The organism is Catenulispora sp. MAP12-49 (assembly GCF_041262705.1).
Lineage (GTDB): Bacteria > Actinomycetota > Actinomycetes > Streptomycetales > Catenulisporaceae > Catenulispora.
Map to the genome: position 1 here is coordinate 22,132 of NZ_JBGCCP010000002.1, position 24,937 is coordinate 47,068.

The 24,937-nt window shown below is 68.8% G+C and carries 20 protein-coding genes; 14 read left to right on the forward strand and 6 right to left on the reverse strand.

Going from position 1 to position 24,937, the window contains the following annotated elements; translation table 11 throughout:
* Window positions 1–27: 27 nt before the first annotated feature.
* From ABIA35_RS04270 to ABIA35_RS04320, 11 genes are all read left to right on the forward strand, one after another.
* The gene (locus tag ABIA35_RS04270; protein ID WP_370357387.1) at window positions 28–843 is read left to right on the forward strand and encodes an ATP-binding cassette domain-containing protein; all 816 of its coding nucleotides are present in this window, start codon (window positions 28–30) and stop codon (window positions 841–843) included.
* Complete coding sequence (locus ABIA35_RS04275; protein WP_370356705.1) at window positions 843–1,868, forward strand: carbohydrate kinase; 1,026 nt, start codon at window positions 843–845, stop codon at window positions 1,866–1,868. The genes ABIA35_RS04270 and ABIA35_RS04275 overlap by 1 nt, the downstream gene beginning before the upstream one ends.
* A gap of 221 nt (window positions 1,869–2,089) precedes the next feature.
* Window positions 2,090–3,214: a glycoside hydrolase family 32 protein gene (locus tag ABIA35_RS04280; RefSeq protein WP_370356707.1), complete on the forward strand. Its 1,125-nt coding sequence runs from the start codon at window positions 2,090–2,092 to the stop codon at window positions 3,212–3,214.
* Window positions 3,215–3,333: 119 nt separating this feature from the next.
* On the forward strand, window positions 3,334–6,702 hold the full coding sequence (locus ABIA35_RS04285; RefSeq protein WP_370356709.1) for a fibronectin type III domain-containing protein: 3,369 nt from the start codon (window positions 3,334–3,336) through the stop codon (window positions 6,700–6,702).
* A 159-nt stretch (window positions 6,703–6,861) separates the two neighbouring features.
* Entirely contained in the window at window positions 6,862–7,377 is a 516-nt protein-coding gene (locus ABIA35_RS04290; RefSeq protein WP_370356711.1) for a SigE family RNA polymerase sigma factor, read from the forward strand.
* A gap of 11 nt (window positions 7,378–7,388) precedes the next feature.
* Window positions 7,389–8,933: a hypothetical protein gene (locus tag ABIA35_RS04295; protein WP_370356713.1), complete on the forward strand. Its 1,545-nt coding sequence runs from the start codon at window positions 7,389–7,391 to the stop codon at window positions 8,931–8,933.
* Between the two features lie 534 nt (window positions 8,934–9,467).
* Window positions 9,468–10,157 carry a class I SAM-dependent methyltransferase gene (locus ABIA35_RS04300; RefSeq protein ID WP_370356715.1) on the forward strand — a complete coding sequence of 230 codons (690 nt, stop codon included), beginning with the start codon at window positions 9,468–9,470 and terminating at the stop codon, window positions 10,155–10,157.
* A gap of 81 nt (window positions 10,158–10,238) precedes the next feature.
* Entirely contained in the window at window positions 10,239–11,918 is a 1,680-nt protein-coding gene (locus ABIA35_RS04305) for a SpoIIE family protein phosphatase (RefSeq protein WP_370356717.1), read from the forward strand.
* A gap of 172 nt (window positions 11,919–12,090) precedes the next feature.
* Window positions 12,091–12,840, forward strand: coding sequence for an SDR family oxidoreductase (locus tag ABIA35_RS04310; RefSeq protein WP_370356719.1), 750 nt, complete (start codon window positions 12,091–12,093; stop codon window positions 12,838–12,840).
* Window positions 12,841–12,905: 65 nt separating this feature from the next.
* Entirely contained in the window at window positions 12,906–13,820 is a 915-nt protein-coding gene (locus tag ABIA35_RS04315; protein WP_370356721.1) for a zinc-binding alcohol dehydrogenase family protein, read from the forward strand.
* Window positions 13,821–13,955: 135 nt separating this feature from the next.
* A complete protein-coding gene (locus tag ABIA35_RS04320) occupies window positions 13,956–14,540 on the forward strand; it encodes a TetR/AcrR family transcriptional regulator (RefSeq protein ID WP_370356723.1) in 585 nt (194 codons plus the stop codon).
* A gap of 50 nt (window positions 14,541–14,590) precedes the next feature.
* On the opposite strand, the gene ABIA35_RS04325 is transcribed toward ABIA35_RS04320, so the two are convergent.
* Entirely contained in the window at window positions 14,591–14,734 is a 144-nt protein-coding gene (locus ABIA35_RS04325) for a hypothetical protein (protein WP_370356724.1), read from the reverse strand.
* A gap of 346 nt (window positions 14,735–15,080) precedes the next feature.
* Here ABIA35_RS04325 and ABIA35_RS04330 point away from each other — a divergent pair, with 346 nt between their 5' ends.
* Window positions 15,081–15,608, forward strand: coding sequence for an RDD family protein (locus ABIA35_RS04330; RefSeq protein WP_370356726.1), 528 nt, complete (start codon window positions 15,081–15,083; stop codon window positions 15,606–15,608).
* A gap of 185 nt (window positions 15,609–15,793) precedes the next feature.
* Here the strand turns inward: ABIA35_RS04330 and ABIA35_RS04335 are convergent, their stop codons facing one another.
* The 3 genes from ABIA35_RS04335 to ABIA35_RS04345 all read right to left on the reverse strand — a co-directional run bounded on the left by ABIA35_RS04335 (window position 15,794) and on the right by ABIA35_RS04345 (window position 19,057).
* Window positions 15,794–17,404 carry a LamG-like jellyroll fold domain-containing protein gene (locus tag ABIA35_RS04335; RefSeq protein WP_370356728.1) on the reverse strand — a complete coding sequence of 537 codons (1,611 nt, stop codon included), beginning with the start codon at window positions 17,402–17,404 and terminating at the stop codon, window positions 15,794–15,796.
* A 235-nt stretch (window positions 17,405–17,639) separates the two neighbouring features.
* The gene (locus ABIA35_RS04340) at window positions 17,640–18,284 is read right to left on the reverse strand and encodes an SIMPL domain-containing protein (RefSeq protein ID WP_370356730.1); all 645 of its coding nucleotides are present in this window, start codon (window positions 18,282–18,284) and stop codon (window positions 17,640–17,642) included.
* A 119-nt stretch (window positions 18,285–18,403) separates the two neighbouring features.
* Entirely contained in the window at window positions 18,404–19,057 is a 654-nt protein-coding gene (locus tag ABIA35_RS04345) for a polysaccharide lyase family 7 protein (RefSeq protein ID WP_370356732.1), read from the reverse strand.
* 260 nt (window positions 19,058–19,317) lie between these two features.
* Here ABIA35_RS04345 and ABIA35_RS04350 point away from each other — a divergent pair, with 260 nt between their 5' ends.
* Both ABIA35_RS04350 and ABIA35_RS04355 read left to right on the forward strand, forming a co-directional pair.
* Window positions 19,318–20,886, forward strand: coding sequence for a glycoside hydrolase family 28 protein (locus ABIA35_RS04350; protein WP_370356734.1), 1,569 nt, complete (start codon window positions 19,318–19,320; stop codon window positions 20,884–20,886).
* Between the two features lie 13 nt (window positions 20,887–20,899).
* On the forward strand, window positions 20,900–23,095 hold the full coding sequence (locus tag ABIA35_RS04355) for a PQQ-dependent sugar dehydrogenase (protein WP_370356736.1): 2,196 nt from the start codon (window positions 20,900–20,902) through the stop codon (window positions 23,093–23,095).
* A 278-nt stretch (window positions 23,096–23,373) separates the two neighbouring features.
* On the opposite strand, the gene ABIA35_RS04360 is transcribed toward ABIA35_RS04355, so the two are convergent.
* Window positions 23,374–24,525, reverse strand: coding sequence for a hypothetical protein (locus tag ABIA35_RS04360; RefSeq protein WP_370356737.1), 1,152 nt, complete (start codon window positions 24,523–24,525; stop codon window positions 23,374–23,376).
* A 201-nt stretch (window positions 24,526–24,726) separates the two neighbouring features.
* Window positions 24,727–24,915: a KOW motif-containing protein gene (locus ABIA35_RS04365; protein ID WP_370356739.1), complete on the reverse strand. Its 189-nt coding sequence runs from the start codon at window positions 24,913–24,915 to the stop codon at window positions 24,727–24,729.
* Between the last annotated feature and the right edge of the window lie 22 nt (window positions 24,916–24,937).

Below are 24,937 nucleotides of genomic sequence, written 5' to 3' on the forward strand. Positions count from 1 at the left end.
GCCGCGACGGCCGCCGCGCAGCCGGTCCTGCAAGCCCGCGGCCTGGTGAAGCGCTACGGGCACGTCACCGCCCTGGACGGCTGCGACTTCGAGCTGCTGCCCGGGGAGATCCTGGCGGTGATCGGCGACAACGGCGCCGGCAAGTCCAGCCTCATCAAGGCCCTGTCCGGGGCGCTGACCCCGGACTCCGGCGAGCTGCTGCTCGACGGCAAGCAGGTCCGCTTCCACGGCCCCGCCGACGCGCGCCGCGCCGGCATCGAGACCGTGTATCAGGACCTGGCCGTCGCCCCGGCGCTGGACATCGCCTCGAACCTGTTCCTGGGCCGCGAGCGCCGACGCGGGGGAGTACTCGGCACGGTGTTCCGGATGCTCGACCGCGACCGGATGCAGAGCGAGGCCGCCGGCCACATGGCCGAGCTGAAGATCGGGATCCGCTCGATGAAGCAGAGCGTGGAGACGCTGTCCGGCGGCCAGCGGCAGGGCGTCGCGGTGGCGCGCAGCGCGGCCTTCGCCCGGCACGTGGTGATCATGGACGAGCCGACCGCCGCGCTCGGCGTGAAGGAGACCGGCATGGTCCTGGACCTGATCCGCCGGGTCCGCGAACGCGGCCTGCCGGTGGTCCTGATCAGCCACGACATGCCGGCGGTGTTCGACGTCGCCGACCGCGTCCACGTCCAGCGCCTGGGCCGCCGCGTGGCGGTGGTCCGGCCCGGCGAGATCGAGATGTCGGAGGCGGTCGCGATCATGACCGGCGCCGCGCCCGGGAATCTGGCGGCCGGAAGCCAGGCGGCTGACAACCCGGCGGCCGACAACCTGGCAGCCGACAACCTGGCGGCCGGCTGATGGTTCAAGCACAGGGCGCCTCCACCGACACCGACACCGACACCAGCACCGGCACCGACGTCGATGTCGTCGCCGACGCCGACGCCGTCGCCGTCGCGGTGGTCGGCGAGGCGCTGATCGACCTGATCCCGGTCGATGCCCCCGACCGGTATCAAGCAGTCCCCGGCGGCTCGCCGGCGAACGTCGCGGTCGGCCTGGCCCGGCTCGGCGTCCCGACCCGGATGGCGGCGCGGATCTCCGGCGATCCGCCGGGCCGGATCCTGCACCGCCGGTTGGCCGAAGCGGGCGTCGACCTGCGCGGCGTCGTGGCGGCGGCCGAGCCGTCGTCGGTGGCGCTGGTGTCCCGCGGCCCGCACTACGACCTGCGACTGCACGGCACCGCCGACTGGCAGTGGACCGAGGCCGAGCTCGGGCTCGTCGGGCCGGACTCGCTAGCGGCGTTGCACATCGGCTCGCTCGCGGCGGTGCTGCCACCGGGCGCGCACGAGATCGCCGCGCTGGTCCGCCGGGCCCGGCCCGCCGCCACGATCACCTACGACCCGAACATCCGCCCCGACCACATGGCAGCCGTTCCCGACGCGCGCGGCCGCATCAATACCCTGATCGGCCTGGCCGACGTGGTCAAGCTCAGCGACGCCGACCTGGCCTGGCTGGCCCCGGCCACCCCGCCGGCCGCCTTCGTGCAGCACCTGGCTGCCACCGGCACGGCGATCGCGGTGGTGACCCAGGGCGCGGCCGGGGCGGTGGCGGCGTGCGCGGCCGGGATCGTCGAGGTCCCGGCGTTCCCGGTCGAGGTCGTCGACACCGTCGGCGCCGGCGACGCCTACATGAGCGCCGTGCTCGCCGGCCTGCACGACCGGCACCTGCTCGGCGCCCCGGCCCGCGCCGATCTGCGCGCCATCGATGCCGACACCCTCGTCGGCATCCTGACCGAAGCCGCACTGGCCGCGTCGATCACCTGCGGCCGCCGCGGCTCCGACCCGCCGACCAGGGCCGAGCTCGAAGCACCGGCCGTCCTCCGCTGAACAGCTATGAGCTAAGGGGTATCTTCGCCGGTTCCGGTCCGCTGACCGAGCAGCTGCCGAACCAGCTCACGGCGCGCGTCCTGGACACGTTCTCCCCGGCCGGCGACGGCGGCACCGGGACCATCACCTCCCCGGCGTTCACGATCTCCTCGCACGCCATCGGGCTCCAGGTCGGCGGCGGCGACCATCCCTGGGGCACCGATGCGCCGACAGCCGTCAACTTGCTGATCGGCGGCAAGGTCGTCGCGAGCGCCACCGGTACCGACAGCGGCGAGCTCGACTGGACCAACTGGGACGTCAGCGCCTACGCCGGGCAGCAGGCGCAGATCCAGGTCGTGGACTCCGCGACCGGCGGCTGGGGTCACCTGATGGTCGGCGACATCGTGTTCTCCGACCAGAAGGCCGCGCCGAAGGATGATCAGACCTCGGTGAACCTGGTCGTCGACGGCCAGGTGGTGCGCTCGGCGACCGGCTCGGACAGCGAGAGCCTGGACTGGGCCTCGTGGGACCTGCACGACCTGGTCGGCAAGCAGGCCCAGATCCAGATCGTCGACCACGACAGCGGCGGGTGGGGGCACATCCTCGCCGACGACTTCACGGCCGCCGACGCCCCGGCCCAGTCCGTGATCCAGCGTGCGCACTGGATCGACTACGGACCCGACTTCTACGCCAGCAGCACGTTCAACGACACCCCCGACGGCAGCCGCATCATGATCGGCTGGATGAACAACTGGCAGTACGGCCAGGAGATCCCGACCTCGCCGTGGCGCAGCGCCGACAGCCTCCCGCGCCGGCTCAGTCTGACCACCATCGACGGCAAGGTCCAACTGGCCCAGCAGCCGATCTCGCTGACCAGCCTGCGGCGCTCGCAGTATTCGACGTCGGCGCTCCAGCTCGACTCCAACACCGTCCCGGTCCCGGCCAACGCCGGCCCGGAGTTCGAGGCGCAGGTCAGCCTCAACCCGCACGGCGCGAGCCAGGTGGGCCTGGACGTCCGCACCGGAGCCGGCGGCCGGCGCACGCGCATCGGCTACGACGCGGGCACCGGCCGGCTGTTCGTGGACCGCACCGCCTCCGGCGACGTCGGGTTCGATCCGACGTTCCCGTCGGTGGAGTCGGCGCCGGTGACGCTGACCAACGGCGCGCTGGCTCTGCACATCCTGGTCGACGCCTCCTCGGTCGAGGTCTACACCGCCGACGGCACCCGCGTGCTGACGACACAGATCTTTCCAACGATACAGATCTTCCCGGACCCGGCGAGCACCGGCCTGGACGTGTTCGCCACCGGCGGCCGCGCCACCGTCGCGGGCCTGCACGTCTGGAAGCTGGCTTCCATCTGGCCCTGAATAGCAGCACCCGAATTAACCCGTGTTCAGTGATGTCACCTCTTATCCCCGATCAGGCGAGCGTCCGATTCTGAACGCACGCGGCCGACCGGCCGCGGCCGTCGACAGGTGGGGGGAACGTGAAGGCATCACTAGCGCTGGCCGTGGTCACGGTCATGGGCGCGGTCGGTTTAGCGACCGCGCCCGCATCGGCGTCCGGAAGCGCGCCGGCATTCGTGCAGCAGGCCACGGCGCACGCGTCGAACGTCAGCACCCTGTCGGCCAAGCCGGCCGCCGCCGTCACGGCGGGGGACCGGATGATCGTCGAGGTGGGGGTGTGGAGCTCCGGGGCGGCGACCGCCGGCTCGGTGACGGACTCGGCCGGGAACGCCTACACCGAGCTGACCCACTTCACCGCCTCCGACGGCACCGAGTTGAGCGTGTGGACCGCGCCGGTCACCGCCGGCGGGGGCAGCGCGCTGACCGTCACCGCCAAGCCGACCTCGACCGCCGATGTCGGGGTCGCGGCGCTGGAGTACTCCGGCGTGTCCTCGGCCGGTGGTACCTCGGTGATGGATGCGCAGGCGCACGCCACGGGGAAGACCGGTGCGGCCGGGACTGTCGCTTCCGGTGCTACTGGGGCTACCACTGGCGCCGGCGAGCTCGCGCTCGGCTTCTACGCCGACTCCGGATTCGGCGACACCATCACTGCCGGTTCGGGGTTCACCAGCCGGGCCAACGTCTCCAACGCCGGCAACATGGAGGTGGCGGCCGAGGACGCGGTGACCTCCGCCTCCGGCGCCACCCCGAACGCCGCTTTCGGTACCGGCGGGAGCACCGTCTGGCTTGCCGGGACCGTGGTGCTCAAGGCTGAGAACTCCGGCACCGCGACCGTGCCCGGTACTCCGACGGGTCTGGCGGCCGTGGCCGGAAACGGTTCGGCGACGCTGACCTGGACCGCGCCGCCGGATGGCGGCTCTCCTCTGACCTCCTACACCGTCACGCCCTACGCCGACGGCGTCGCCAGGACCCCGACGGTCCTGACCGGCACGCCACCGGCGCCGTCGGCGACCGTGACCGGGCTGAGCAACGCCGTGCCGTACACGTTCACCGTCAGCGCGGCCAACGCCGTGGGCACCGGGCCGGTGTCGCAGCTGTCGAACTCGGTGGTGCCGGACCCGGTGCCGGCCGGACAGTTCGGGCCGTTGCAGACCTCGCCGATCGTGGCCGTGCACTCGGTGGTGCTCGATGACGGCAAGGACCTCCAGTGGGACGGCTGGGAGACGCCGGAGCCCACCTATCTCTACGACCCCGCCGCCGGCACCTACACCGAGATCACCGCGCCGTCGAGCATCTTCTGCGCCGGCAACGCCAAGCTGCCCGACGGCCGAGTGCTGGTGGTCGGCGGCTACGGCGCCTCCTCCACCGGCAACCTCGGGATCGTCGACACCAACATCTTCAATCCCGCCACCCAGACCTGGTCCCGGGTCGCCGACATGCACCTGCCGCGCTGGTACCCGGACCTCACCGAACTGTCCGACGGCCGCTACGTGGCCATCAGCGGCAACACCAGCAGCGCCAACGTCTGGGCCGACACCCCCGAGGTCTACGACCCGGTCGCGAACACCTGGACCGAGCTGCCGGCGATCAACACCTCGCAGATCCACGAGGAGGAGTACCCGTTCTCCTACCTCGCGCCGAACGGCAAGATCTTCACGATCGGACCGTCGGAGGACGTCTCCTACTGGCTGGACGCCAATGTACAGACACAGTCCTGGACGTCCATCGGCCCCAGCGGGCTGAAGAACGGCTCGTCGGTGATGTACCGGCCGGGCCAGATCCTGTACAGCGGCGGCTCGCCCAGCGTCACCTCCACCACCACCGCGGTCGCCGGGGCCGCCACCATCGACCTGACCGCCGCCACGCCGACCTGGCAGCCGATCGCGCCGATGAACTACCCGCGGGTCTACCACACGCTGACCATGCTGGCCGACGGCCGGGTCCTGGACATCGGCGGCGAGCCGACCTCGGACCAGGACACGGTGACCTCGGGCGTGCTGCCCGCGGAGATCTGGGACCCGGCGACGAAGCAGTGGACGACGATCGGCTCGATCGCGGCCGCGCGCAACTACCACTCGACCGCCGTGCTGGAACCGGACGGCACCGTGCTGATCGCCGGCGGCGGCCACGAGGAGAGCACCAACGACCCGGGTCAGTACAACTCCCAGGTGTATTCGCCGTCGTACCTGTTCAACGGCCCGCGGCCGACGATCACGACCGGTCCCGGCTCCGCGCAGTACGGCAGCGCGATGACCGTGACCACCCCGGACGCCGCCTCGATCGCCTCGGTCAACCTGGTCTCCTACGCCGCCGACACCCACCAGTCGGACATGGACCAGCACTTCGTGCCGCTGTCGTTCACCGCCGGCAACGGGTCCCTGACGGTGCAGGCGCCGGCCAGCGGGGCGATCGCCCCACCCGGTGACTACATGCTGTTCATCGTGAACAAGGCCGGCGTGCCGTCGGTCGCGGCCACGGTGCACCTGACCGCCGCGGCCCCGACGGTCCCGAGCGCTCCGACCGCCGTCACCGCGACGGCGGGGCCCTCCTCGGCGACGGTCTCCTGGACCGCCCCGGCCTCCGGCGCCGCCGCGGTCACCTCGTACACGGTGACCCCGTACGCCAACGGCAGCGCCCTGACCCCGACGACCGTCACCGGCACCCCGCCGGCGACCTCGGCGACCATCAGCGGCCTGACCAACGGGACCAGCTACACGTTCACGGTCAGCGCGACCGACTCCGCCGGCACCGGACCGGCCTCGACGCCGTCGAACGCGGTGGTGCCGACGAACGTCGCGGCCCCGGTGTTCGTCCAACAGGCCTCGACCCACGTGCCCAGCGCCGCCTCGGCCGCGGTCACCCTCGGCGCGCCGATCACGGTCGGCGACCGGCTGGTGGTCGAGGTGGGGGTGTGGAACACCTCCTCGGCCACGGCCACGGCGGTCACGGACACCGCAGGCGATACCTATACCGAGATCAGCCACTTCACCGCGTCCGACCATACGGAGATGAGCGTGTGGAGCGTCCCGATCACCGCCGGTGGCGGTACGAAGCCGACGGTGACGGCCAAGGCGTCCTCGGGTGCTGCGATCGGTCTAGCGGCGCTGGAGTATTCGGGCCTGTCGACGGTGCCGGGACTCGCAGCGGTCGACACCCAATCCCACGCGACCGGCGCGACAAGCGCCGCGGCCACGGTCTCCTCAGGCTCGACAGCGGCGGCCTCCACGGCCGGGGAGTTGGCAGTGGGCTTCTATGCCGACTCAGGGTTCGGTGACGCCCTGACCGCCGGCACCGGCTTCACCCAGCGCGTCAACATCTCCAACACCGGCGATATGGAGGCGCTGCTCGAGGACCAGGTTCCGGGCGCCGGAGCCACCTCGGCGGCCACGTTCGGCACCGGCCGCTCGACGGTGTGGCTGGCGGAGACGGTGGTGTTCAAACACAGCTGAGCCGACCGGACGACCAGCAAGCCGGTGAGCGGGGACCTCCTGCTCACCGGCTTCCGTGCTGTGTCCCGCCGCCGTCCGCCAAAATAATCCGGCACCGTTCCAACCCCACCGGTTCGGGCCGTCGTTCCCTGCTTGGAGACCGACACAGGAAGTAGGGGCATGGCCGAAGCCGAAGAAGAGTTTCGAGATTTCGCGATAGCGGTGCAGGGACATCTGCGGCGCAGCGCGTATCTGTTGTGCGGGGACTGGCACCTCGCCGAGGACATCGTCCAGAGCGCGTTCGTCAAGATCTTCAGGGTCTGGCGGCGGGTGCGCAAGATGGACAACCAGCTCGGGTACGCCCGCCAGGTCGTCTACCGGTGCTTCCTCGACCAATACCGCAAGGACAAGCGGCAGGTCCCGGTGGTGTCGATCGCGGGGGTGGCCGAGCACGCGCTGACGGAGTCCTCGTTCGACGGGTCCTCCTTCGACGGCTTCGTGCTGGAGGCGCTGGCCGAGCTGCCGCCGAAGGCGCGCGCCGTGATCGTGCTGCGCTTCTGGGAGGACATGAGCGTCGAGCAGACGGCCACGGTGCTGGGTGTGACGACGGGGACGGTGAAGAGCCAGACGTCGCGTGCCGTGGCACAGCTGCGCGGGCGCCTGGCGACCGCGCTGGACGAGCAGGCCCGCCGGTGAGGGATTCGGGAGTGGAACGCATGGATGAGCACGAGGACGTCCGCCGCATGCTGGCCGGCGCGGTCAGGGCGGAGGAGAAGCAGCAGCGGGACATCGTCGGGTCGGCGGTGGGGATCGCCCGGCGCCGCCGGCGGCGGGTGCGCACCTACGGCGCCACCGCCTCGGGCCTGGCGGTGGCCATGGGCGCCACAGCGATGGTCTGGGCGGGCGGCGGGGCACCGGTGACGGCCCACCCGGGGCCGGCCGGATCCAGCACCACGGCCGCCACCTCCGTGACCTCCTCGACGTCGGCTTCCACGGCCCCGGCGCCGTGGGACAAGGAGCACGACATCTTCTACCGGCTGCCGGGTCTGCTGGACCCGCTGCTGCCGAAGGGGCTGTCGGTGACGAAGAACGGGGCCACCCTCCCCAACGCGGACTTCTGGCTGGCCGGCCCGTCCGGGAACAACGACTTCGCGCTGACCGTCACGCCGAAGGACCAGCGGAACCGTGCGATGGAGGATCTCTGCGTCGCCGGCGGCGTGTGCAGCCATCACGAGGTTCCCGGCGGCACGCTGTACATCCAGACCAAGAACTTCACGTCCGACTACGCCGGCAACTCCGGATACGCCCCGGGCACCGGCAAGCAGGTGCTGAGCTTCAGCGACGAGTACGAGTTCGTGCCCTCGGCGTCCGACGGCATGGTGATCGACGTGGTCCTGAACGGAGTCGTCTCGCACGAGCACTACGCGGCCGAGCCGCCATCGGGGTGGCAAGCGCAGTGGCCGCCGCGGCCCGACACCGGCGAGTCGTTCAGCCCCTCCGGCGACCTGCTGTCCGCGGACGCCTTCCAGGCCCTGATCGCCAAGCCCGGGTTCAGCGCGGTCACCGCCTTGCTGAACCCCTCCACCCCGGTCGACCAGTCGACCGTGGCCCGCCACAAGGCAGCCGACGCCGCGATCGCCGCGGCCGTCAAGCCGATCCTGCCCTCCGGCCTCACCCTGGCCATCGGCACCACCGCCGAGAACATGCCCAACAGCAACCTGATCCTGACCGGCCCCTCCGGGACCAACCTGTTCAGCTGGACGACCCAGCCCCAGGACAAGAACTGGCACCACGGCCAGGCCTGCGCCGCGGGCGCGCAGCCCGACTGCACGTCGAAGGACGTCTCCGGAGGCCAGATCGAGATCACCCACACCATCAACGACCTCGGCAAGTCCGGCGCCGCCGACGCCTTCGCCCCCGGCACCGCCGCCACCCCGACCTCCGGCGGCGACGTCTACAAATTCCTCCCCGACGACCCGAACGGAACCATCATCGAGCTCGCCACCGGCGAGCAGTACCGCGACATCCCCTGGGCAGCCACCCGTCCCACCACCGGCCCCTACTCCGACCCGCACCAAACCTGGCCCCCGCCCGCCCGCAACGGCGAACCCTTCAACCCCGGCGGCTCCCTGCTGACCGCCGACCAGTTCGCAGCCCTGGTGCAGGCGCCGGGGATCGCGGACATCGTCCGGACGGTGAACGCGGCGGTGGATCCGGTCGGGATGACCGCTTCATTCCAGACCTGGAACTGAGCCGACGAACTGATCCGCACCGCGGTCGTGCCATGCTCGTCCGTTTGACGGCCAGGTCAGGGCCATCCTCGACCTGGCTGTCTTTCGATACCTCCACGATCGAAGGCCAAGCGTCAAACCCCCAGCCCGAGGCCCTCCGGCCAGCGCAGATCAGTCGGAGGCTGACCGGGAACGTAGCGGAACTCGCCCAAGCCCGGATTAGCCGACCTGCCTGAGCCGAATAACTGAGATGGCGGTGGCTTCCCGTCCGTTGCTCGTCGCCGACGCCGGACGAGCAGTCCGCCCCGGCGCCGCCGCCGATCCAGTCCGTAGCCTGAAAACAAGCGTCTCAACCTGCTCAAACCCGAGGCACATCAGCATATTGCGATGCCGGTGAGGTTCGGTCGAACAGCCCCGGAACGGCACCCGACCCGCAGTGGAGACTCGCGGTGGCCGCAGGAATCGCTCACCGGCTTGGTGCCGTCGGCGCCGACCGCGTCTAGAATTGACCTGCGAGTATTACCGGACGTCCGCCGTGTGAACCATGGGGCGCGCATGGTCGTGCAGAGACTGGACCCGCAGGCTCACAGGGACGCCGCCTGGATCGAGCGCGAGGCCGCCCAGGCGCGTGCCTACGATGCCATCGGCGCGCGCTACGACGAAGCCTTTCCTCACAAGGAAGGGCAGGTCGCGTGTGCCGAGACCCTTCTGGAGGAGCTGCCGCCGGGCGCCCGCGTCCTGGACGTCGGCTGCGGTACCGGGCTGCCGACCGCCCGCCAGCTCGTTTCCGCCGGATGTGAGGTCACCTGTCTGGACATCTCTGCGCGGATGCTCGAGATCGCGGAGGAGAACGTCCCGCAGGCCCGGTTCGTCCTGGGCGACGTTCTGGACCTGGCGGGGGAGTTCGGTCGATTCGACGGTGTGACGGCCTTCTTCTCCCTGCTGCACCTGCCGCGTCCCCGGCTGCGCGAGGCCTTGGGGCTGCTCCGCGATATCCTGGTACCGCAGGGGCTCATGGCGCTGGCCATGGTCGAGGCCGACGTCGACGACGTCCCGATCCCGTTTCTGGGCGGCCGCATCCGGGTGACGGGGTATTTGCGGGACGAGCTTGAGTCGATCCTGGTGGATTCGGGCTTCATCGTCGAGTCGGTGCGGACGATGTCCTATGCCCCGGAAAGCTCGGAGGCCGGTCCAGAGGTTCAATTGTTCTACCTGTGCCGTCGTGCGGACGGCGGTGATCCCTAGAGCGGCGGTGCATAGCCACGCTGCCGCCGGCCACGGGATCACACGGGGGATCGAGTTCGGCGTGACCAGGGATGTGGACCTGTGGACCTGCGCGACCACCTGAAATTCCTCAAGGAGGCGACTGAGGCGATCGGCACGGGTGTCGACATGGTCGCGATCGCCCGGCAGTTCGCGGCAGTCCTGGTGCCCCGCTTGGGGGACTTCGCCTCCATCCACCTGTTGGACGCCCTGTTCGTGGACGGCGTCCCGGGGCCGTTGTCGCCGCACGCCACGGCTGTGAGCCTGATGCGACGGGTGGCCGTCGCCCACGACGAGCCGCCGGGGCGCTGGCGCGCAGTGGTGCCGGAGGGCGCGGTCCAGATCATGTACGCGACCAGCCCGTGCCACGAGGCGATGGCGACGGGCCTGCCGGTGTACGTGCCGAGCGTGGCGCCGGCTCGAGCCGAGGCCATGGCGCTCTCCCACGGCAACCGCGACGTGATCCCGCTGGTGGAGCGTCGCGCCTACCTGGCGGTTCCCTTGACGGTCCGCGGTCGCGTGCTCGGCTGTGTCGCGGTGACGCGCCGGCCTGAGCGGGACCCGTTCGACGACGCCGACGTGCTGACGATCGGACAGCTCGCCTCGCTGGTCGCGCTCAGCATCGACAACGTCCGTCTGTACCGGGGGCAGCGGGCCACCACGGCCGAGCTCCAGCGGGCCGTGTCGTCGTCCGCGCCCTGCGGGCTCACCGGCGCCGAGGTGGCGCACCGCTACCTGCCGGGCAATCCGGAGGTCGAGGTGGGAGGCGACTGGTTCGACACCATCGCGCTGCCCGGAAGCCGGGTCGGAATCGTGATCGGCGATGTCATGGGGCACGGCGTGCGCTCGGCCGCGGCGATGGGACATCTGCGCATCGCGGTGCAGACGCTGGCGGCCCTGGACCTGCCGCCGGACCAACTGCTGCGCCAACTCGACAACCTGGCCCAGCGCATGGGCGACGATCACTTGGCAACCTGTATGTACGTGGTCTACGATCCCATCGCCGGCATCTGCCAGCTGGCCAACGCCGGCCACCTCCCGCCGCTGATCGTGCGCCGCGGCGGCGGCGTCGAGCCGGTCGCGATTCCCTCCGGCGCGCCGATCGGGGTCGGCGGCGTCGCCTTCGACACCGTGAGGATCCCGATCAGCGACGGCGACACGCTGCTGATGTACACCGACGGCCTGGTCGAGGCGCGTGGAGACGATATCGGGGGGCGGATAGAGGCCCTGGCCGAGAGTCTGCGGCTGGCCAGACCGGTGACGACCGACCCCGAGGCACTGTGCGACGCGCTCATCGGCACGATGGATCCCGGCAGGCACGAGGACGACGTCGCCGTTCTGGCCGCGCGGTTGACCAGCATCGCCGCCTCGGACGTGGCGCACTGGCTGCTCAGCCCCCGTCCGGCGGCGGTGGCCCGGTCCCGCAGGCTGATCCGTCAGACCCTGGCCGGCTGGTCCCTGACCGAGCTCCGCGACATCGCGGAGCTACTGGTCACCGAGCTGGTCACCAACGCCATCCGCTATGCCACCGACCCGATCGAGCTGAGGCTGCTGCACACCAGCACCCTGCTGTGCGAGGTGCGCGACGACGACCACTATCTCCCGATCCTGCTCGAGGCCGGCGACCTCGACGAGCACGGCCGCGGACTGTTCCTGGTCAGCCGACTGGCCCAGCGCTGGGGCGCCAGCCGGACCGCGCACGGCAAAGTGGTGTGGTTCGAGCTGGCTATCACTGACTCTTGAATGACGGTTGGGTCGCATCGCCGTATGCGCGCGGGATGAGCTGGCGCCGTCGATCCGTACTCGGCCTCGAAGCCCGCCCGATACCGATCGGTACAAAAATTTGACCAGGTGCGATGGCTGAGCTATGGTCTGTTTCAGTACCGAGCGGTACAGAAATTGAGAGGACGGGATCATGGGAGAACTCGACGGCAGGACGGCGCTCGTGACGGGCGGCAACTCGGGCATCGGGCTCGGGGTGGTGCGTCGGTTCGTGGCCGAAGGCGCGCACGTCATCGTGACGGGGCGCAACCCGGACCGCCTCGAAGCCGTCAAGGCCGAGCTCGGGGACGCCGTGACCACGGTGCGCGGCGACGTCTCGTCCCTGGACGACCTGGACGCGGTCTTCGACGTCATCGCCCAGCGCGGCACCGGGCTCGACGTCCTCTTCGCCAACGCCGGAGGCGGTGAGTTCGCCGCTCTGGAAGACGTCACCTGGAAGCACTTCACCGAGATCTTCGAGGCCAACGTCGGAGGCACAGTGTTTACTGTGCAGAAGGCCCTGCCCTTGTTGAACCCCGGCGCTTCGATCGTGCTCACCGGCTCGAACATCGACGTGAAGGGCGCCCCGTCCTTCAGCGTCTACGCCGCCTCCAAGGCCGCGATCCGCAGCTTCACCCGCAGCTGGGCCGCCGAGCTCGTCGGCCGCGGGGTACGCGTCAACGCGATCGCCCCCGGCCCCATCGCCACGCCCGGCCTGAGCGGCCTGGCCGCCGAGCCCGAGCAGGCCGAGGCCCTGTTGGGCGGTCTCGCGGCGGGTGTGCCGATGAAGCGCCTCGGCACACCGGATGAGGTCGCGGACGCGGTGCTGTACCTGGCGAGCCCGCGCAGCTCCTACGTGACTGGCGCCGAGCTGTACGTCGACGGCGGCGCGAGCCAGATCTGACCAGACAGCCGCACAGCCGCACAACCGCACAACCGCAAGACCGCACACGAGAAAGGCGGAAGCAGATGTCCGACGCGATGGTGATCACCCGGTTCGGCGAACCCGAAGTTCTCGAGTGGAAAAAGGTCCAGGCCCCGGTCGCGGGACCGGGTGAGGTTCTCATCCGGGTCAAGGCCGCGGGCGTCGGGCCCACGGACCTCAACATCCGCGCGGGGCGGTTGACCAAGGTGTTCCCACAGGGGCCCGGCTCGGTGCTGGGATTCGAGGCGGCAGGCGTCGTCGAGCAGGTCGGCGAAGGGGTGGCCGGTGCGGCGGTCGGCGATGAGGTCGCCGCCTACCTGCCGCAGCAGGGCGGGTACGGCGAGCTGGTCGCCACGCCCGTCTGGTTCCCCAAGCCGCCGCGGGTCGGCTGGAGCGAGGCGGCGGCGCTGCCGGCCTCGGCGGAGGCCGCGCTGGGGACGCTGCGCGAGGTGGGGGCGGCTGCCGGGCAGACGCTGGTCGTGCTGGGCGCGGCGGGATCGGTCGGCATGATCGCCGTGCAGATCGCGCGGTCCTGGGGCCTGCGGGTCATCGGGGCCGCCGCCGACCGGGACAAGTCCCTCGTCCAGGACCTGGGCGGCGAGTTCGTGCTGTATGGCGACGGCGTGTTCGAGCGCGTCGCAGCACTCACCGACCGGGTGGACGCGGTCATCGACGCGGCCGGCCGGGGCGGACTGCCCGAGGCCGTGGCGGCGACCGGAAACCCCGCTCGCGTGGTCACCTTGGCCGATCCGGTCGGCGCGAGGGCCGCGGGCGCCCTGATGTCGGAGCCGGGTCCGGACCGTGCGCCGGACGCCCTCGCCGTCACCATGCCGATGCTGGCGGCCGGCACGCTCAGGCTGAAGCCGCACCGCGCGCTCCCTGTGACGCAGGCCGCCGAGGCACACCGGCTGCTCGAATCCGGCGAGACGCGCGACAAGATCGTGCTGATGATGGACTGAGCTGAGCTGAGCTGAGTTGGTGGCTGGTGGCTGGCCCAGAGCCTCGGTGGAAGCCTTTCTGTTCCCGGTGGTAGTTAAATGGGTTCAGAAGGGAGGACAGCGGTGGCACAACGAGGCAGGCCTCGCGAGTTCGACATGGACGGCGCCCTCGACAAGGCGATCGACGTGTTCTGGAGGCAGGGCTACACGGGCACCAGCCTGAGCGACCTGACCGAGGCGATGGGTATCAGCCGTCCGAGCCTGTACGCCGCGTTCGGCAATAAGGAGGAGACCTTCAAGCAGGCCGTCGAACGGTACGGGCGCATCGATATGGCCTATGTGAACACCGCGCTCGCGGAACCGACGGCTTACGAAGCCGCCAGCCACTACCTGCGGGACAACGTGGACGCCGTCACCATGCCGGGCAAGCCCGCGGGCTGTCTGTCGATCCAAGGCGGTCTTTCGGCGGGCCCCGATGACGATCGCGTTGTGCGATACCTGGCCGAGCGGCGTGCCGACGGCGAGGCACGGTTCGCGGAGCGCTTCGCCCGTGCGATCGCCGACGGCGACCTGCCCGCCACCGAGAACCCTGCTGAACTCGCCAAATACGTGAGCACCGTATCAGCCGGTCTCGCGGTCCAGGCTGCCGCCGGAGTCTCTCGAGACGAGCTGCACCGCGTTGTCGACCGCGCGCTCCTCGCCTTCCCGAAGAAGACGTCGGTCAGAACCCGAAGGCCGTAAGTCGTCACCTGCCCACGATCAGCGGATGGTGACGAAACGGTAGCGGCGGCCTAACAGTTCGACTCGCGGGCAGAGAACTGGATGGCCTTGCCCAGGGTCTCCTTCTCCTCCTCGCGCAGCGCCGCCAACTCGGCCCGCTCGGCATCGTCCAGCCCGCCGGCCGCGATCGATACCTGACGCTTCTCAGTCGCCACGACCCAGTTCCGCAGCGTTTCCGGAACCAGGCCCAGCTCACAGGCCACATCAGTGACCGCTTACCGCCGACTGGAATCCACTCCCAGGTTCACAGTGTCATCCCGGAGCTCCACGCAGCACTTCGATGGCCGTCCGATATACGTCGTTCACCACTCCAAGCGGATCCACTTAGGACCCAAGTATCAAGCTATCTACAACCAAGGGTTATCCCGGTGCCGTCCTCGACACGTAGCCGTCCGCGAACGCATCGGGCATACTTGGGCGCCGGCATACGCCGAGAGCGTTGGCCAAATGGGGAGTATCGCGCCGCGCCGGCAATCCAATCGAGTAGAAAGCCAGGAATCGATGTCTCAGACGCCTTACCAGGGGGGACCTGCGCAGGGTCCGCAGGACGCCGGCATGTACCAGGGACTGCCCACGGCGCCGCCCATGGCTCCGGGCTACGGCTACGGCGCCCAACCGCCGGTCCCGCAGGGCATGTACTACGACGCCAACACCGAGCTGACGCTGCCGAACGGCGTGGCGCTGGCCAGCGTCGGCCGCCGGATCGGGGCGTACTTCCTGTCCCTCGTGCTGGCGATCGTCACCCTCGGCATCGGCTACATCATCTGGGGCATCATCGCCTGGGGCAAGGGCACCAGCCCGGCGCTGCAGGTCCTGGGCATGCGCGCCTGGCGGCCGACCGAGAACCGCCCGGCGACCTGGGGCACGATGGCCCTGCGCGACATCGTCGGCGGCATCGCCGGCAACCTCTTCGGCATCATGGCGATCATCTCGTTCATCCTGTTCCTGACGAACAAGCAGCACAAGACGATCCCCGACATGGTCGGCGGCACGGTCATCGTGCACGACCCGAACAAGGTCCTCGGCTAAACGAGGCTCTGACGCCACGCGACGGCCGGGCCCGGAAGCCGGGGCCCGGCCGTCGCGTTCGCGTTCTAACGCGACGATTTCGTGTTCTGTGAGGGACGACGAGAGGTGGCTGCGGCTGCGTGCGTCTCAGCAGCCTGGCAACGATCGCTCAAGCGGAAATGGGCTCATCAGAGCCCCGATCACCCCTAGTGATTCGAAACCGGCACCGCATTGATCTGCGCGGCAGTGAGCGCCTGGTTGAACACCTCAACGTTTGACAACGCCCCGTGGAACCAGTCGGTCGCATTCCCGTAGTACTGAGCGCGCCCCATAACCAGCGGTCCGCTTGACACATACGGTGTCGGATCGCCGACTGTCTGTTGGAGCTGTCCGTTCACATACAGCTGCAACTGCTTGCTGGTGGCATCGTAGACCCCGGCGAGCCGAGTCCAGGTGGTGGCGGTCGCCTTGGCTGTCGAGTAGGCGCGGTAGGCGGTGGGGTTCGGGCCGTCGACGCTCACGCGGGAGAAGGCCCAGACGCCGGTCGGGCTGTCGGGGCTGTTGCCCATGTACTGGAGGTAGAAGCCGCTGTTCTGCGTGGCGTCCTGGCTCACCATCGTCTGTTCGGCGGGAGTGTCGGCTGAGGCCAGGTATACGTCCGCCAGGATCGTGAAACTCCCGGTGGGGCTCGTGTCCACCACCGGCCCGCTGGTGACGATCTGCGAGTTCTGCCCGTTGAACAGGCAGGAGGTCCCGGCCCACCACCCGTTCGACGCCGTACCGTTGTGCACGCTTGTGGAGTCGATCGCGGTGTTGCCCGTCGTCTGGTTCAGAACCCAGTTGGCGATCGGTGCGGGTACGACGACCGGGGCGGGCGCCTGATGTGAGCTCGGCTTGGCCTCGGGCTTGGACGTGTTGGGCGCGGCGGGTGCGGAACTCGTGGACGGTGGCGGAGCCGAGGTCGACGGCGCGGGCTGGCTCACGACTGCGGGCTTCTGTGAAGGCGGCAGAGTGCTCGTTGTGGGCACGCCGACGGTCGGCAGGCCGGTCATCGCGGCCTGCGCGGTGGCGTCCGTGGCCACGGAAGGCCGGAACGCGAGCCACAGGCCCACGAACACGATGACGACCGACGCCAAAGCCGCGGAGAGCCTGCCGAGCCAGCGCGGCAGCAACGCCGGCTGGATGTAGGTGCCGGCGGCTGTGACCGGCTCGCGGCCGGAGACCTGCAACGTCGTGGTGTAGGGATGGCTGACCTTCTGGCCGAACCACAACAGGCGCTCGGGCCGTATTCGCAGCACGCCGAAATGCGCGCGGCCGGGCTGGATCTGAAGGCTGGGCGTCCGGATGTCGATGTCGACCCGGTTCCCCGGCCCGGAGGCCGAGACCGAGGCGGTCGCCAGCGCGTTGCCGTAGTTGGACACCACGAGCCGCGGCTTGGCCCGCCGCCAGCCCCGCATCGTCGCCGGCAGCATCTCGGCTCGGACGTCGATGAACGAGGCGACGGTCAGCGTCCCCTCGGGCACCGTGACGTCCTCGGGGTTCTCCGCCGGCGTCACGCGGACCCCGTAAGGATGCGGTCCCGCGGCGGAATCGGAGGCCCGCGGCGGCGAGAACGTCAAGCTCACGGCTCCGGTCGTGCCCGGATACAGGCGGATCGCCGAGGGTTCGACGACGCACCACGCAGCCGGGTCCCCGACCACCTCGACGCGGTATTCCTCGACGATGTCCCCGGTGTTCCGGATCCGAAGGTCGATGACTGCGCTGTCCCCGGTATCGACCGCGGCTGACAGCGGTTCCAGGTTGACCCACTGGCTCACTCTGAGAAGGTAGGCCGTGGGACCGGTGTGTGGCAGCGGCTTCAAGGGCACGTTGAGGGCAGGTGTCGTTGCCCGAACGGACCGTTGTCAGGCGACACCGGCCGGCGGGGGTGCTGGTGCGAAGGTGCCTTGGCTACGGTCGCTTCTGTCTTCGTGCGCGGCGGGTGTCGCAGACCGGGGTGGAGCCAACGCCGTCGCATGTGTGCTGCGAACAGTTGGCGCCACCCCGATTGCACTATTCGTCGATTGCGAATCCCAACAGAACCCCTGCAGAGACGCTGATCATCCCCGGCGTCAGCACTCCGTCGCCGTCGTTGCCAACGAGTTGGCCGTGGCTGCGGAATGTCTTCAAGCCTTCGGAGTCCACATCGGTGAGGTGGAGCACCTTGCCGACGCGGACCCCGGCGGCCTCGGCGTAGGTCTCGGCCTTCTCCCTGGCTGCTGCCACCGCTGCTTTGCGTGCCTGGACGCGCAGTTCGCGCTTTGCGGTGACGTCGAACTCGACGTCACCGACTTCGTTCACGCCGGCGGCCACCAAGTCGACGAGGATGGGCTCGACCAGGTCCAGATTCCGCAGTTCGACCACGAAGGACGAGCCGCACTCGTAACCTTTGAGCTCACGGTTCCTGCCGGTGTAGTCCCACAGCGACGTGATCCTCAGGTTCGAGGCGGACACGGCTCCGTCTGGAATCCCGTGCCCACGCATCACCTCGCGGACTTGGTTGACCGCCGTTCTGGTGGCGCCGAATGCCTCGGCTGGCGTTGGCCGCATCTCCTTGATCCCGACACGCAGCCGAGCCAGATCAGGGGCGACATCGATGGTGGCGGCACCGAAGACCGACATTCCCCAGGGCGCGGCTATGACATCCGACTGATTCATAACAGTCATCCAACCAGGTGCGGACCCTGGGGGACCCCTTCAACGTTCTGGCTTGTCCGCTCCTGCCGGGGGCATCGCGCTTGGACCCCGCGAACCGCTACTCCCCATACAGCCGGTGCTCAGTGCCACAGCTCGATGTTCTTGAAGTGGGTCTCCGACTTGGCGCCGGAGAGGTTGTAGACCCCGTTCTTGAAGTAGAACTGTGTGCCGGACGGCTTGGCGTAGTGCGTGGTCAGCGTCAGTCGGTTGTTCACCCAGATCTGGACCAGGTGGTTGCTGGGGTTGTACGCCGCGTCGAGGTGGAACCAGCTTCCGACGATGTTGGTGGCCAGCAAGGTGCCGACGCTGTTGTAGAGGTTGCCGTTCTTGGTCTGGATGTAGATGGCCTCGCCTTGGCCGTTGACGTGGACCTGCATGATGCAGGTGCCGGTGGTGCCGGCGTCGATGTCCACATCCGCGGACCACAGGTGTTCGCCGCTGGACCAGTTCTCGCCCCAGCGCATCTCGGTGCGAGCGCCGGTCGTGGTGCCCTGGGAGTAGCCCTTGTCGCCCTTGAGGATGAACAGGTTGTAGACCCCGTTGGTGATCGAGAAGCGGGCTGACTCGGGCAGGTTGTACGGGTGCTGGACCTTGTACGTGTCCGTGTACTGAGTCAGTCCGGAAGTGGGGTCCGTGGCCGTCTGTGGTGCCGGTGCGGCCTGCGCGGTGCCTGCGAGCCAGCACGCGCTGAGGGCGACCAAGGTCGCTGTTGTGACAATCAGTGAACGCTTCATCGGGTCCTGACTCCTTCTCGTCGTGCGGCCGTCCATCGGGGTCATGGTAGGCGCGATAGGCAAGATCTCATATATGAGATGCCGAAATTGGCTCAAGATCTGTTCTGCATACCTCTGATGACTGATCGATTAGGGCTGTCTCTCGCACCCTTGAGCAGGGATTTTGCCTGGAGTAACGATTCTTAACCTTGCCGACTCATCCGATGTCCTGTTCACTCAGGGCCGTGACACCATATATGTTCTCCCCTCGAAGCAGGGGCATGCGACACCGCGCCCTGCGCCTCGCAGCCGCTTTGGCCGTGGCGGCGCTCACTCTGGCCGGCGTGCAAGGCACCGCCCTCGCCGCGTCGGCAGCCGGTCCTTCCGGTACTCCCGCCGTGCACGCGGCCGCCGTCTTCAACGTCAAGAAGTACGGAGCCACCGGCAACGGCTCGACCAACGACTCCCCGGCCATCAACAAGGCGGTCACCGCCGCGAACGCCGCCGGCGGCGGCATCGTCGAATTCCCGTCCGGCAGCTACAAGTCGGCGAACACGATCCATCTGAAGAGCAACGTCACCATCCAGCTCGACGCCGGCTCCAAGGTGCTCGGCTCCAGCGCCAAGGCCTACGACGCCGCCGAGCCGAGCCCCTACGACAAGTACCAGGACTACGGGCACAGCCACTTCCACGACGCCATGTTCTACGGCGACAAGCTCTCGAACATCGGCTTCACCGGCTCCGGCACCATCGACGGCGACGGGAACCTGATCGCCGGCAACCCCGGCTCCGGGCAGGCCGACAAAATCATTTCCCTGACACGCTGCACCAACCTCACCCTCAGCGGTATCACGCTGGCCCGCGGAGGGCACTTCGGGGCGCTCATCAACGGCTGTGACGGCGTGCTCTCCGACCACCTCACGATCAACACCTCCAGCGACCGCGACGGCTGGAACATCATCTCCACGACGCACGTCGCCATCACCAACGCGAACATCTCCTCCAACGACGACGCGCTGGTGTTCAAGAGCGACTACGCGCTCGGGGCCACGCTGCCCAGCGGTCACGTGACCGTCACCGGCTCCACGCTGAAGGCCAAGTGCTGCAATGCTCTGATGTTCGGCTCGGAGACCTGCGGCTCCTTCACCGACTACCAGTTCCAGCAGATCACCATCCTCGGCGCCGGCAAGTCCGGCCTGGGCATGGTGAGCATGGACGGTGCCGACATTTCCGACGTGCACTACAAGAACATCACGATGACCGGCGTGCACTCCCCGATCATGCAGAAGATCGGCACCCGGCTGCGATGCGGCGGCAAACCGACAGTCGGTCGTATCAGCGACGTGACGTATGACGACATCACCGGCACCGGCGCGTCCAGCCCGGACTACAGCCCGACGATCTGGGGCGCCGACAGTTCGCACCAGGTCAGCAACGAGACCTTCACCAACGTCGACATCACGGTCCCCGGCGGCAAGGGCGCCATGTCCACCGGCGTGCCCAGCGACAACGGCGACTACAACCCGAACAGCATCGGCACCCGGCCGGCCTACGGCTGGTACCTGCACAACGTCTCCGGGATCCACTTCACCGACAGCTCGGTCAAGGCCGGGGCGAGCGACGGCCGACCGGCGATCCTGGCCAATGCCGGCAGCGACATCACCTTCGACGGCCTCACCGCACAGAGCGGCGGCTCCAGCCCGTTCGACGTCGGCTTCCAGAAAATCTCCGGGTACTGCGTCAGCAACAGCAAGAACACATCCGGCGGCGCTCTGCGCGTGTCGGCCAGCGGTTCGACGGCGAGCTGTGGTACCGCCGCCCCGGACCTGGACTTTCCCGATCTGGGTTGAGCGGAGAACAGGCATGCTCAGAGACTTCAAACTCATCAGAGGTCTGTTCATCGTGGTCGGCGTCGCCGCGCTGGCGGTGACAGGAGTCATGACAGTGACGGCGTCGGCCGCGCCGGCCCGCTCGATGGAATCGGTGGCAGTCGCGGCTCGGGCGGCCGCACCGAATCAGGCCACCTCGACATCCACGACCGTTACGGCCGCCGACCCCCTGCTGTCGTTGAACAAACCGGCGACCGCCTCGTCCTCCGGCAGCTGTTGCCGAGCCGCCTACGTCGACGACGGCAGCTCGACCACCCGCTGGGCCAGCGCCTCGGGCGCCGACCCGCAATGGGTCTACATCGACCTCGGCGCGATCGCACACGTCAGCCGCGTACGGCTGCAATGGGACACGTCCTGCGCGAGCGCGTATGAGATCGACGTCTCAGCCGATCACACGTCCTGGACGAAGATCTACAGCACCGCCGCCGGCAAAGGCGGCGTGGAGGATCTGACCACGCTCGACGGCAACGGCCGCTACGTGCGCATGTACGGCACAAAACGCTGCCGCGCCGACGCCAGCCACGGCTATTCGCTCCAGGAACTCGGCGTCTACGGCACTATCGGCACCGACACCACACCGCCGAGCCCGCCCGGGACCCCGACGCTGGTCTCCGACACGCCGAACAGCGTCACCATCGCCTGGACGGCCTCGACCGACAACGTCGGCGTCAGCGGCTATGACATCTACCACGACGGCCAGCTGTGCGCGCAGGTGAGCGGCAGCGTCCTGACCGCTACCTGTAGCTCGCTGAGCCCGAACGTCGCGTACGGGTTCTATGTGAACGCCCGTGACGCGGCAGGAAATGTCAGCCAGCCGTCCGGCACACTGCACGTCACCACGCCGTCGTCCGGCGACACGACGCCGCCGACGGTCCCCGGCGACGTGCACTCCACCGCGGTGACGAGCACCAGCGTCACTCTGGCCTGGACCGCCTCGACCGACAACGTCGCGGTAGCCGGATATCGCGTCTACAACGTGGTGAACGGCACGCGCACTCAAGTCGGCACCGCGGACGCCACGTCTACCGCCACCCAGGTGGACGGTCTTACCCCGAGCACCGCGTACCACTTCCAAGTCACCGCCTACGACGGCAACGGCAACGAGAGTGCGGGCAGCACGCCGATCCTCGACGTCACCACCGCGGCGGCCGACGGCTGCCCGCCCTCACAGGGAGTCTGCACCGTGACCCAGGTCGGCACCGACGACGACGTGGTGTGGGGCCTGGTGACGCTGCCCGACGGCACGATCCTGTTCAACGAGCGCGACGCACACGACATCGTGCACCTCAACCCGAAAACCGGCGCCAAGAAGAGCATCGGTACCGTACCCAACGTACAGAGCACAGACGGCGAGGGCGGGTTGACCGGGCTGGAGATCAACCCGGTGAGCTTCAGCTCGGACCACTGGCTGTACATCATGCACACCTCGCCGACTGACAACCGCATCGTCCGGATCAAGTACGACCCGGCCACCGACACGCTGCAGACCGGCACCGAACAGATCCTGCTGACCGGCATCGAGCGCAACAAGTTCCACAACGGCGGACGGCTCCGATTCAGCCCGGACGGCAAGTACCTGTACGCCGGCACCGGCGACGCGCAGAACGGCGCGAACGCCCAGAACACTGCCAGCCTCAACGGCAAGGTGCTGCGTATCAACCCGGACGGGACGATCCCGGCCGACAACCCGTTCCACAACGCGGTCTGGAGCTACGGGCACCGGAACGTGCAGGGGCTCGCCTTCGACGCCGAGGGCCGACTCTGGGAACAGGAGTTCGGCAACAACATCATGGACGAGACCAACCTGATCGTGAAGGGTGGCAACTACGGCTGGCCGTCGTGCGAAGGCACATCAGGCACGTGCGGCACAGCGGGATTCATCGCGCCGAAGCACACGTACCCCGTGGCCGAGGGCTCGTGCAGCGGGATCACCATCATCCGCGACTTCCTGTACGTGGCCTGCGAACGTGGGACGCGCCTGTATCGCGAGCAGATCAGCGGCAGCACTCTGACCAACATCCAGCAGTTCTTCGTCGGGACGTACGGCCGACTGCGCACCGTCGAGCCGGCACCGGACGGCGGGATGTGGATGGCCACCTCCAACGGCGGCGACAAGGACAGCATTCCACACAACAGCAACAATCAGATCTTCCATATAGCGCTGTCCTGAGCTGCCTGATGAGACCGCGCGGCTGAGGGACGGAGAAGCAGAAGGCGGAGGGGAGCAGGCCCCACGGTGATGCGCGTGCGCTCATCGTCGGGAAGGCTCCCCTCCACAGCGTCGGCAAAGACGGCGCCGTCCAGAAAAGCGGGGCAAGCTCAGACGCCGTCGGCCAGCACTGCTGTTCAGGCGCTTACGCGTGCTCCACCAGGGCCGCCACGGCCGGTCGCGGGCCGCTGCTGTCGGCTACCGCGGTGCGGGCTGTGGGTGCCTGCCCGTGCCGTGGTCTACAGCATCCGGTCGGCGTGAGCGGTGGCGTGTTCGCGTACCGCAGTCAGGAACTCGTTCCGGATGGCTGTGCCGTGGGCTTCGGCGCGCTCGTCATCGCCGCTGTCGTCGTCTACGTCGGCGTCGCTGTTGTCGGCCTGATCGGTGTATAGGGCCGCGCAGCCGTCGATTCCGACCAGCAGGTCCTCGAGCAGGTCCAGTGCCGGCCGGGCTGGATCCAGCGGGGTGGCGCGTACTTCGGCGAGCATGCTCTCCAGCGCGTCCTCATCTCCCGGGGCCATGCGGTCGGCGGTCTGCTGTACCTCGGCGACCATCTCGGCCAGGCCGATCGGGTCTGGTACATCGCCTTCGGCGACTGCCATGGCGTCGCGGATCAGTTCGGTTACTGCCTCGTATGGGCTGCTGCCGTCCTCGATCATGTCCAGGACGATGGTGAGGGTGGCGACTGGCAGCGCCAGGATGTCGTCGGCTTCCATGATCGACCCGGTGATGGACTGTCCGGCGGCCTCGGCAGCGACCGTGGCCGCGGCGTGCAGCCAGTGTGCGGCGGCCACGGCGGCGGCGGTGGGGTCCACGGTGGTGAACAGCTCATCGGAGCCGAAGAGGTTGTCGCGCAGCAGGCCGTTGGCGGCGGCGACCTGCACGGGGGAGGCGTCGGCGCGGGTGAGGACGACGGCCTGGCGGGAGCGGCCGGACAGGTCGCCGAGTTCGGCTTGTTCGATGGCGGTGATGTCGGCCTGTACTTCAGCAGTGATGGCTGCGGTCAGGTGCTCGTCGCCGACGGCGTGCAGGGCGCGGCTGAGGCGGTGCGCACCTTCCTCGACCGCGATGTAGGACTGCACGATCATGCCGCCCTCGGGGAGATTCGGCTGCGCCAGCGCTGGCAGTACCTTGGCGAAAGCATCCCGCTCGCCTTGGCGACGCCAGCCTTCGCTGTTGTCCTCCATATCGTCGCCAGCCGCTGAGGCCGGGTGGGTGTAGGTGCGCCACAGGACCTCCGACAAGCCAGTCAGCGCGCGTGCGACGGCGTAGCGCTGCTCGGTGGGGCTGGACGGCGGCAGGGTGGCCACGGTTGTAGCGGTGTCGCCGTCGCCGGTGGCCCAGGCCGCGATGAGAGTGCCGTGTTGTTCGTCGATCGCGTACCTGGTCACCGTTGCCTCCGTCGGCTTGCCTGCTTGTCAGCAATGTTCGCATCCTGGGTCCTGACTCCAGGTAGCAAAAGACCACGATGCTACGTGGTGTCCGCAATCTGTCACCACTGGACCGCAGCAACGTGCGCGCAGGGGGAACATCCGCCCGTGCGCGGGGCGCGATCCGGAAGGCGGGCTGGGCGCGGCAGCGCGCTATGCAGCTCACCGACCAGGAAGGGTCCGCAGATCCACTGGCGACACGCTGAGCCGCACCAATCGCTGGAACACCTCGATCTCGACCTCAACGGCGTTGTCGGCATCGCCGAGAGGCGGGACTCGTACGACTTCTGCCTCGCGTCCCGCGAAGGGGCCGGTGGTGATCATCACTCGGTCGCCTACGGTGTGATTCATTGGCTCACGCTACATCCGGTGA

Excerpts from the sequence above, each read along its gene's own strand:
- ABIA35_RS04320 (WP_370356723.1), top strand. The coding sequence starts at position 13,956 with ATGGACGGCGCCCTCGACAAGGCGATCGACGTGTTCTGGAGGCAGGGC.
- ABIA35_RS04315 (WP_370356721.1), top strand. The coding sequence starts at position 12,906 with ATGTCCGACGCGATGGTGATCACCCGGTTCGGCGAACCCGAAGTTCTC.
- ABIA35_RS04300 (WP_370356715.1), top strand. The coding sequence starts at position 9,468 with ATGGTCGTGCAGAGACTGGACCCGCAGGCTCACAGGGACGCCGCCTGG.
- ABIA35_RS04350 (WP_370356734.1), top strand. The coding sequence starts at position 19,318 with ATGCGACACCGCGCCCTGCGCCTCGCAGCCGCTTTGGCCGTGGCGGCG.
- ABIA35_RS04345 (WP_370356732.1), bottom strand. The coding sequence starts at position 19,057 with ATGAAGCGTTCACTGATTGTCACAACAGCGACCTTGGTCGCCCTCAGC.
- ABIA35_RS04310 (WP_370356719.1), top strand. The coding sequence starts at position 12,091 with ATGGGAGAACTCGACGGCAGGACGGCGCTCGTGACGGGCGGCAACTCG.
- ABIA35_RS04365 (WP_370356739.1), bottom strand. The coding sequence starts at position 24,915 with ATGAATCACACCGTAGGCGACCGAGTGATGATCACCACCGGCCCCTTC.
- ABIA35_RS04330 (WP_370356726.1), top strand. The coding sequence starts at position 15,081 with ATGTCTCAGACGCCTTACCAGGGGGGACCTGCGCAGGGTCCGCAGGAC.
- ABIA35_RS04355 (WP_370356736.1), top strand. The coding sequence starts at position 20,900 with ATGCTCAGAGACTTCAAACTCATCAGAGGTCTGTTCATCGTGGTCGGC.
- ABIA35_RS04275 (WP_370356705.1), top strand. The coding sequence starts at position 843 with ATGGTTCAAGCACAGGGCGCCTCCACCGACACCGACACCGACACCAGC.
- ABIA35_RS04340 (WP_370356730.1), bottom strand. The coding sequence starts at position 18,284 with ATGAATCAGTCGGATGTCATAGCCGCGCCCTGGGGAATGTCGGTCTTC.
- ABIA35_RS04290 (WP_370356711.1), top strand. The coding sequence starts at position 6,862 with ATGGCCGAAGCCGAAGAAGAGTTTCGAGATTTCGCGATAGCGGTGCAG.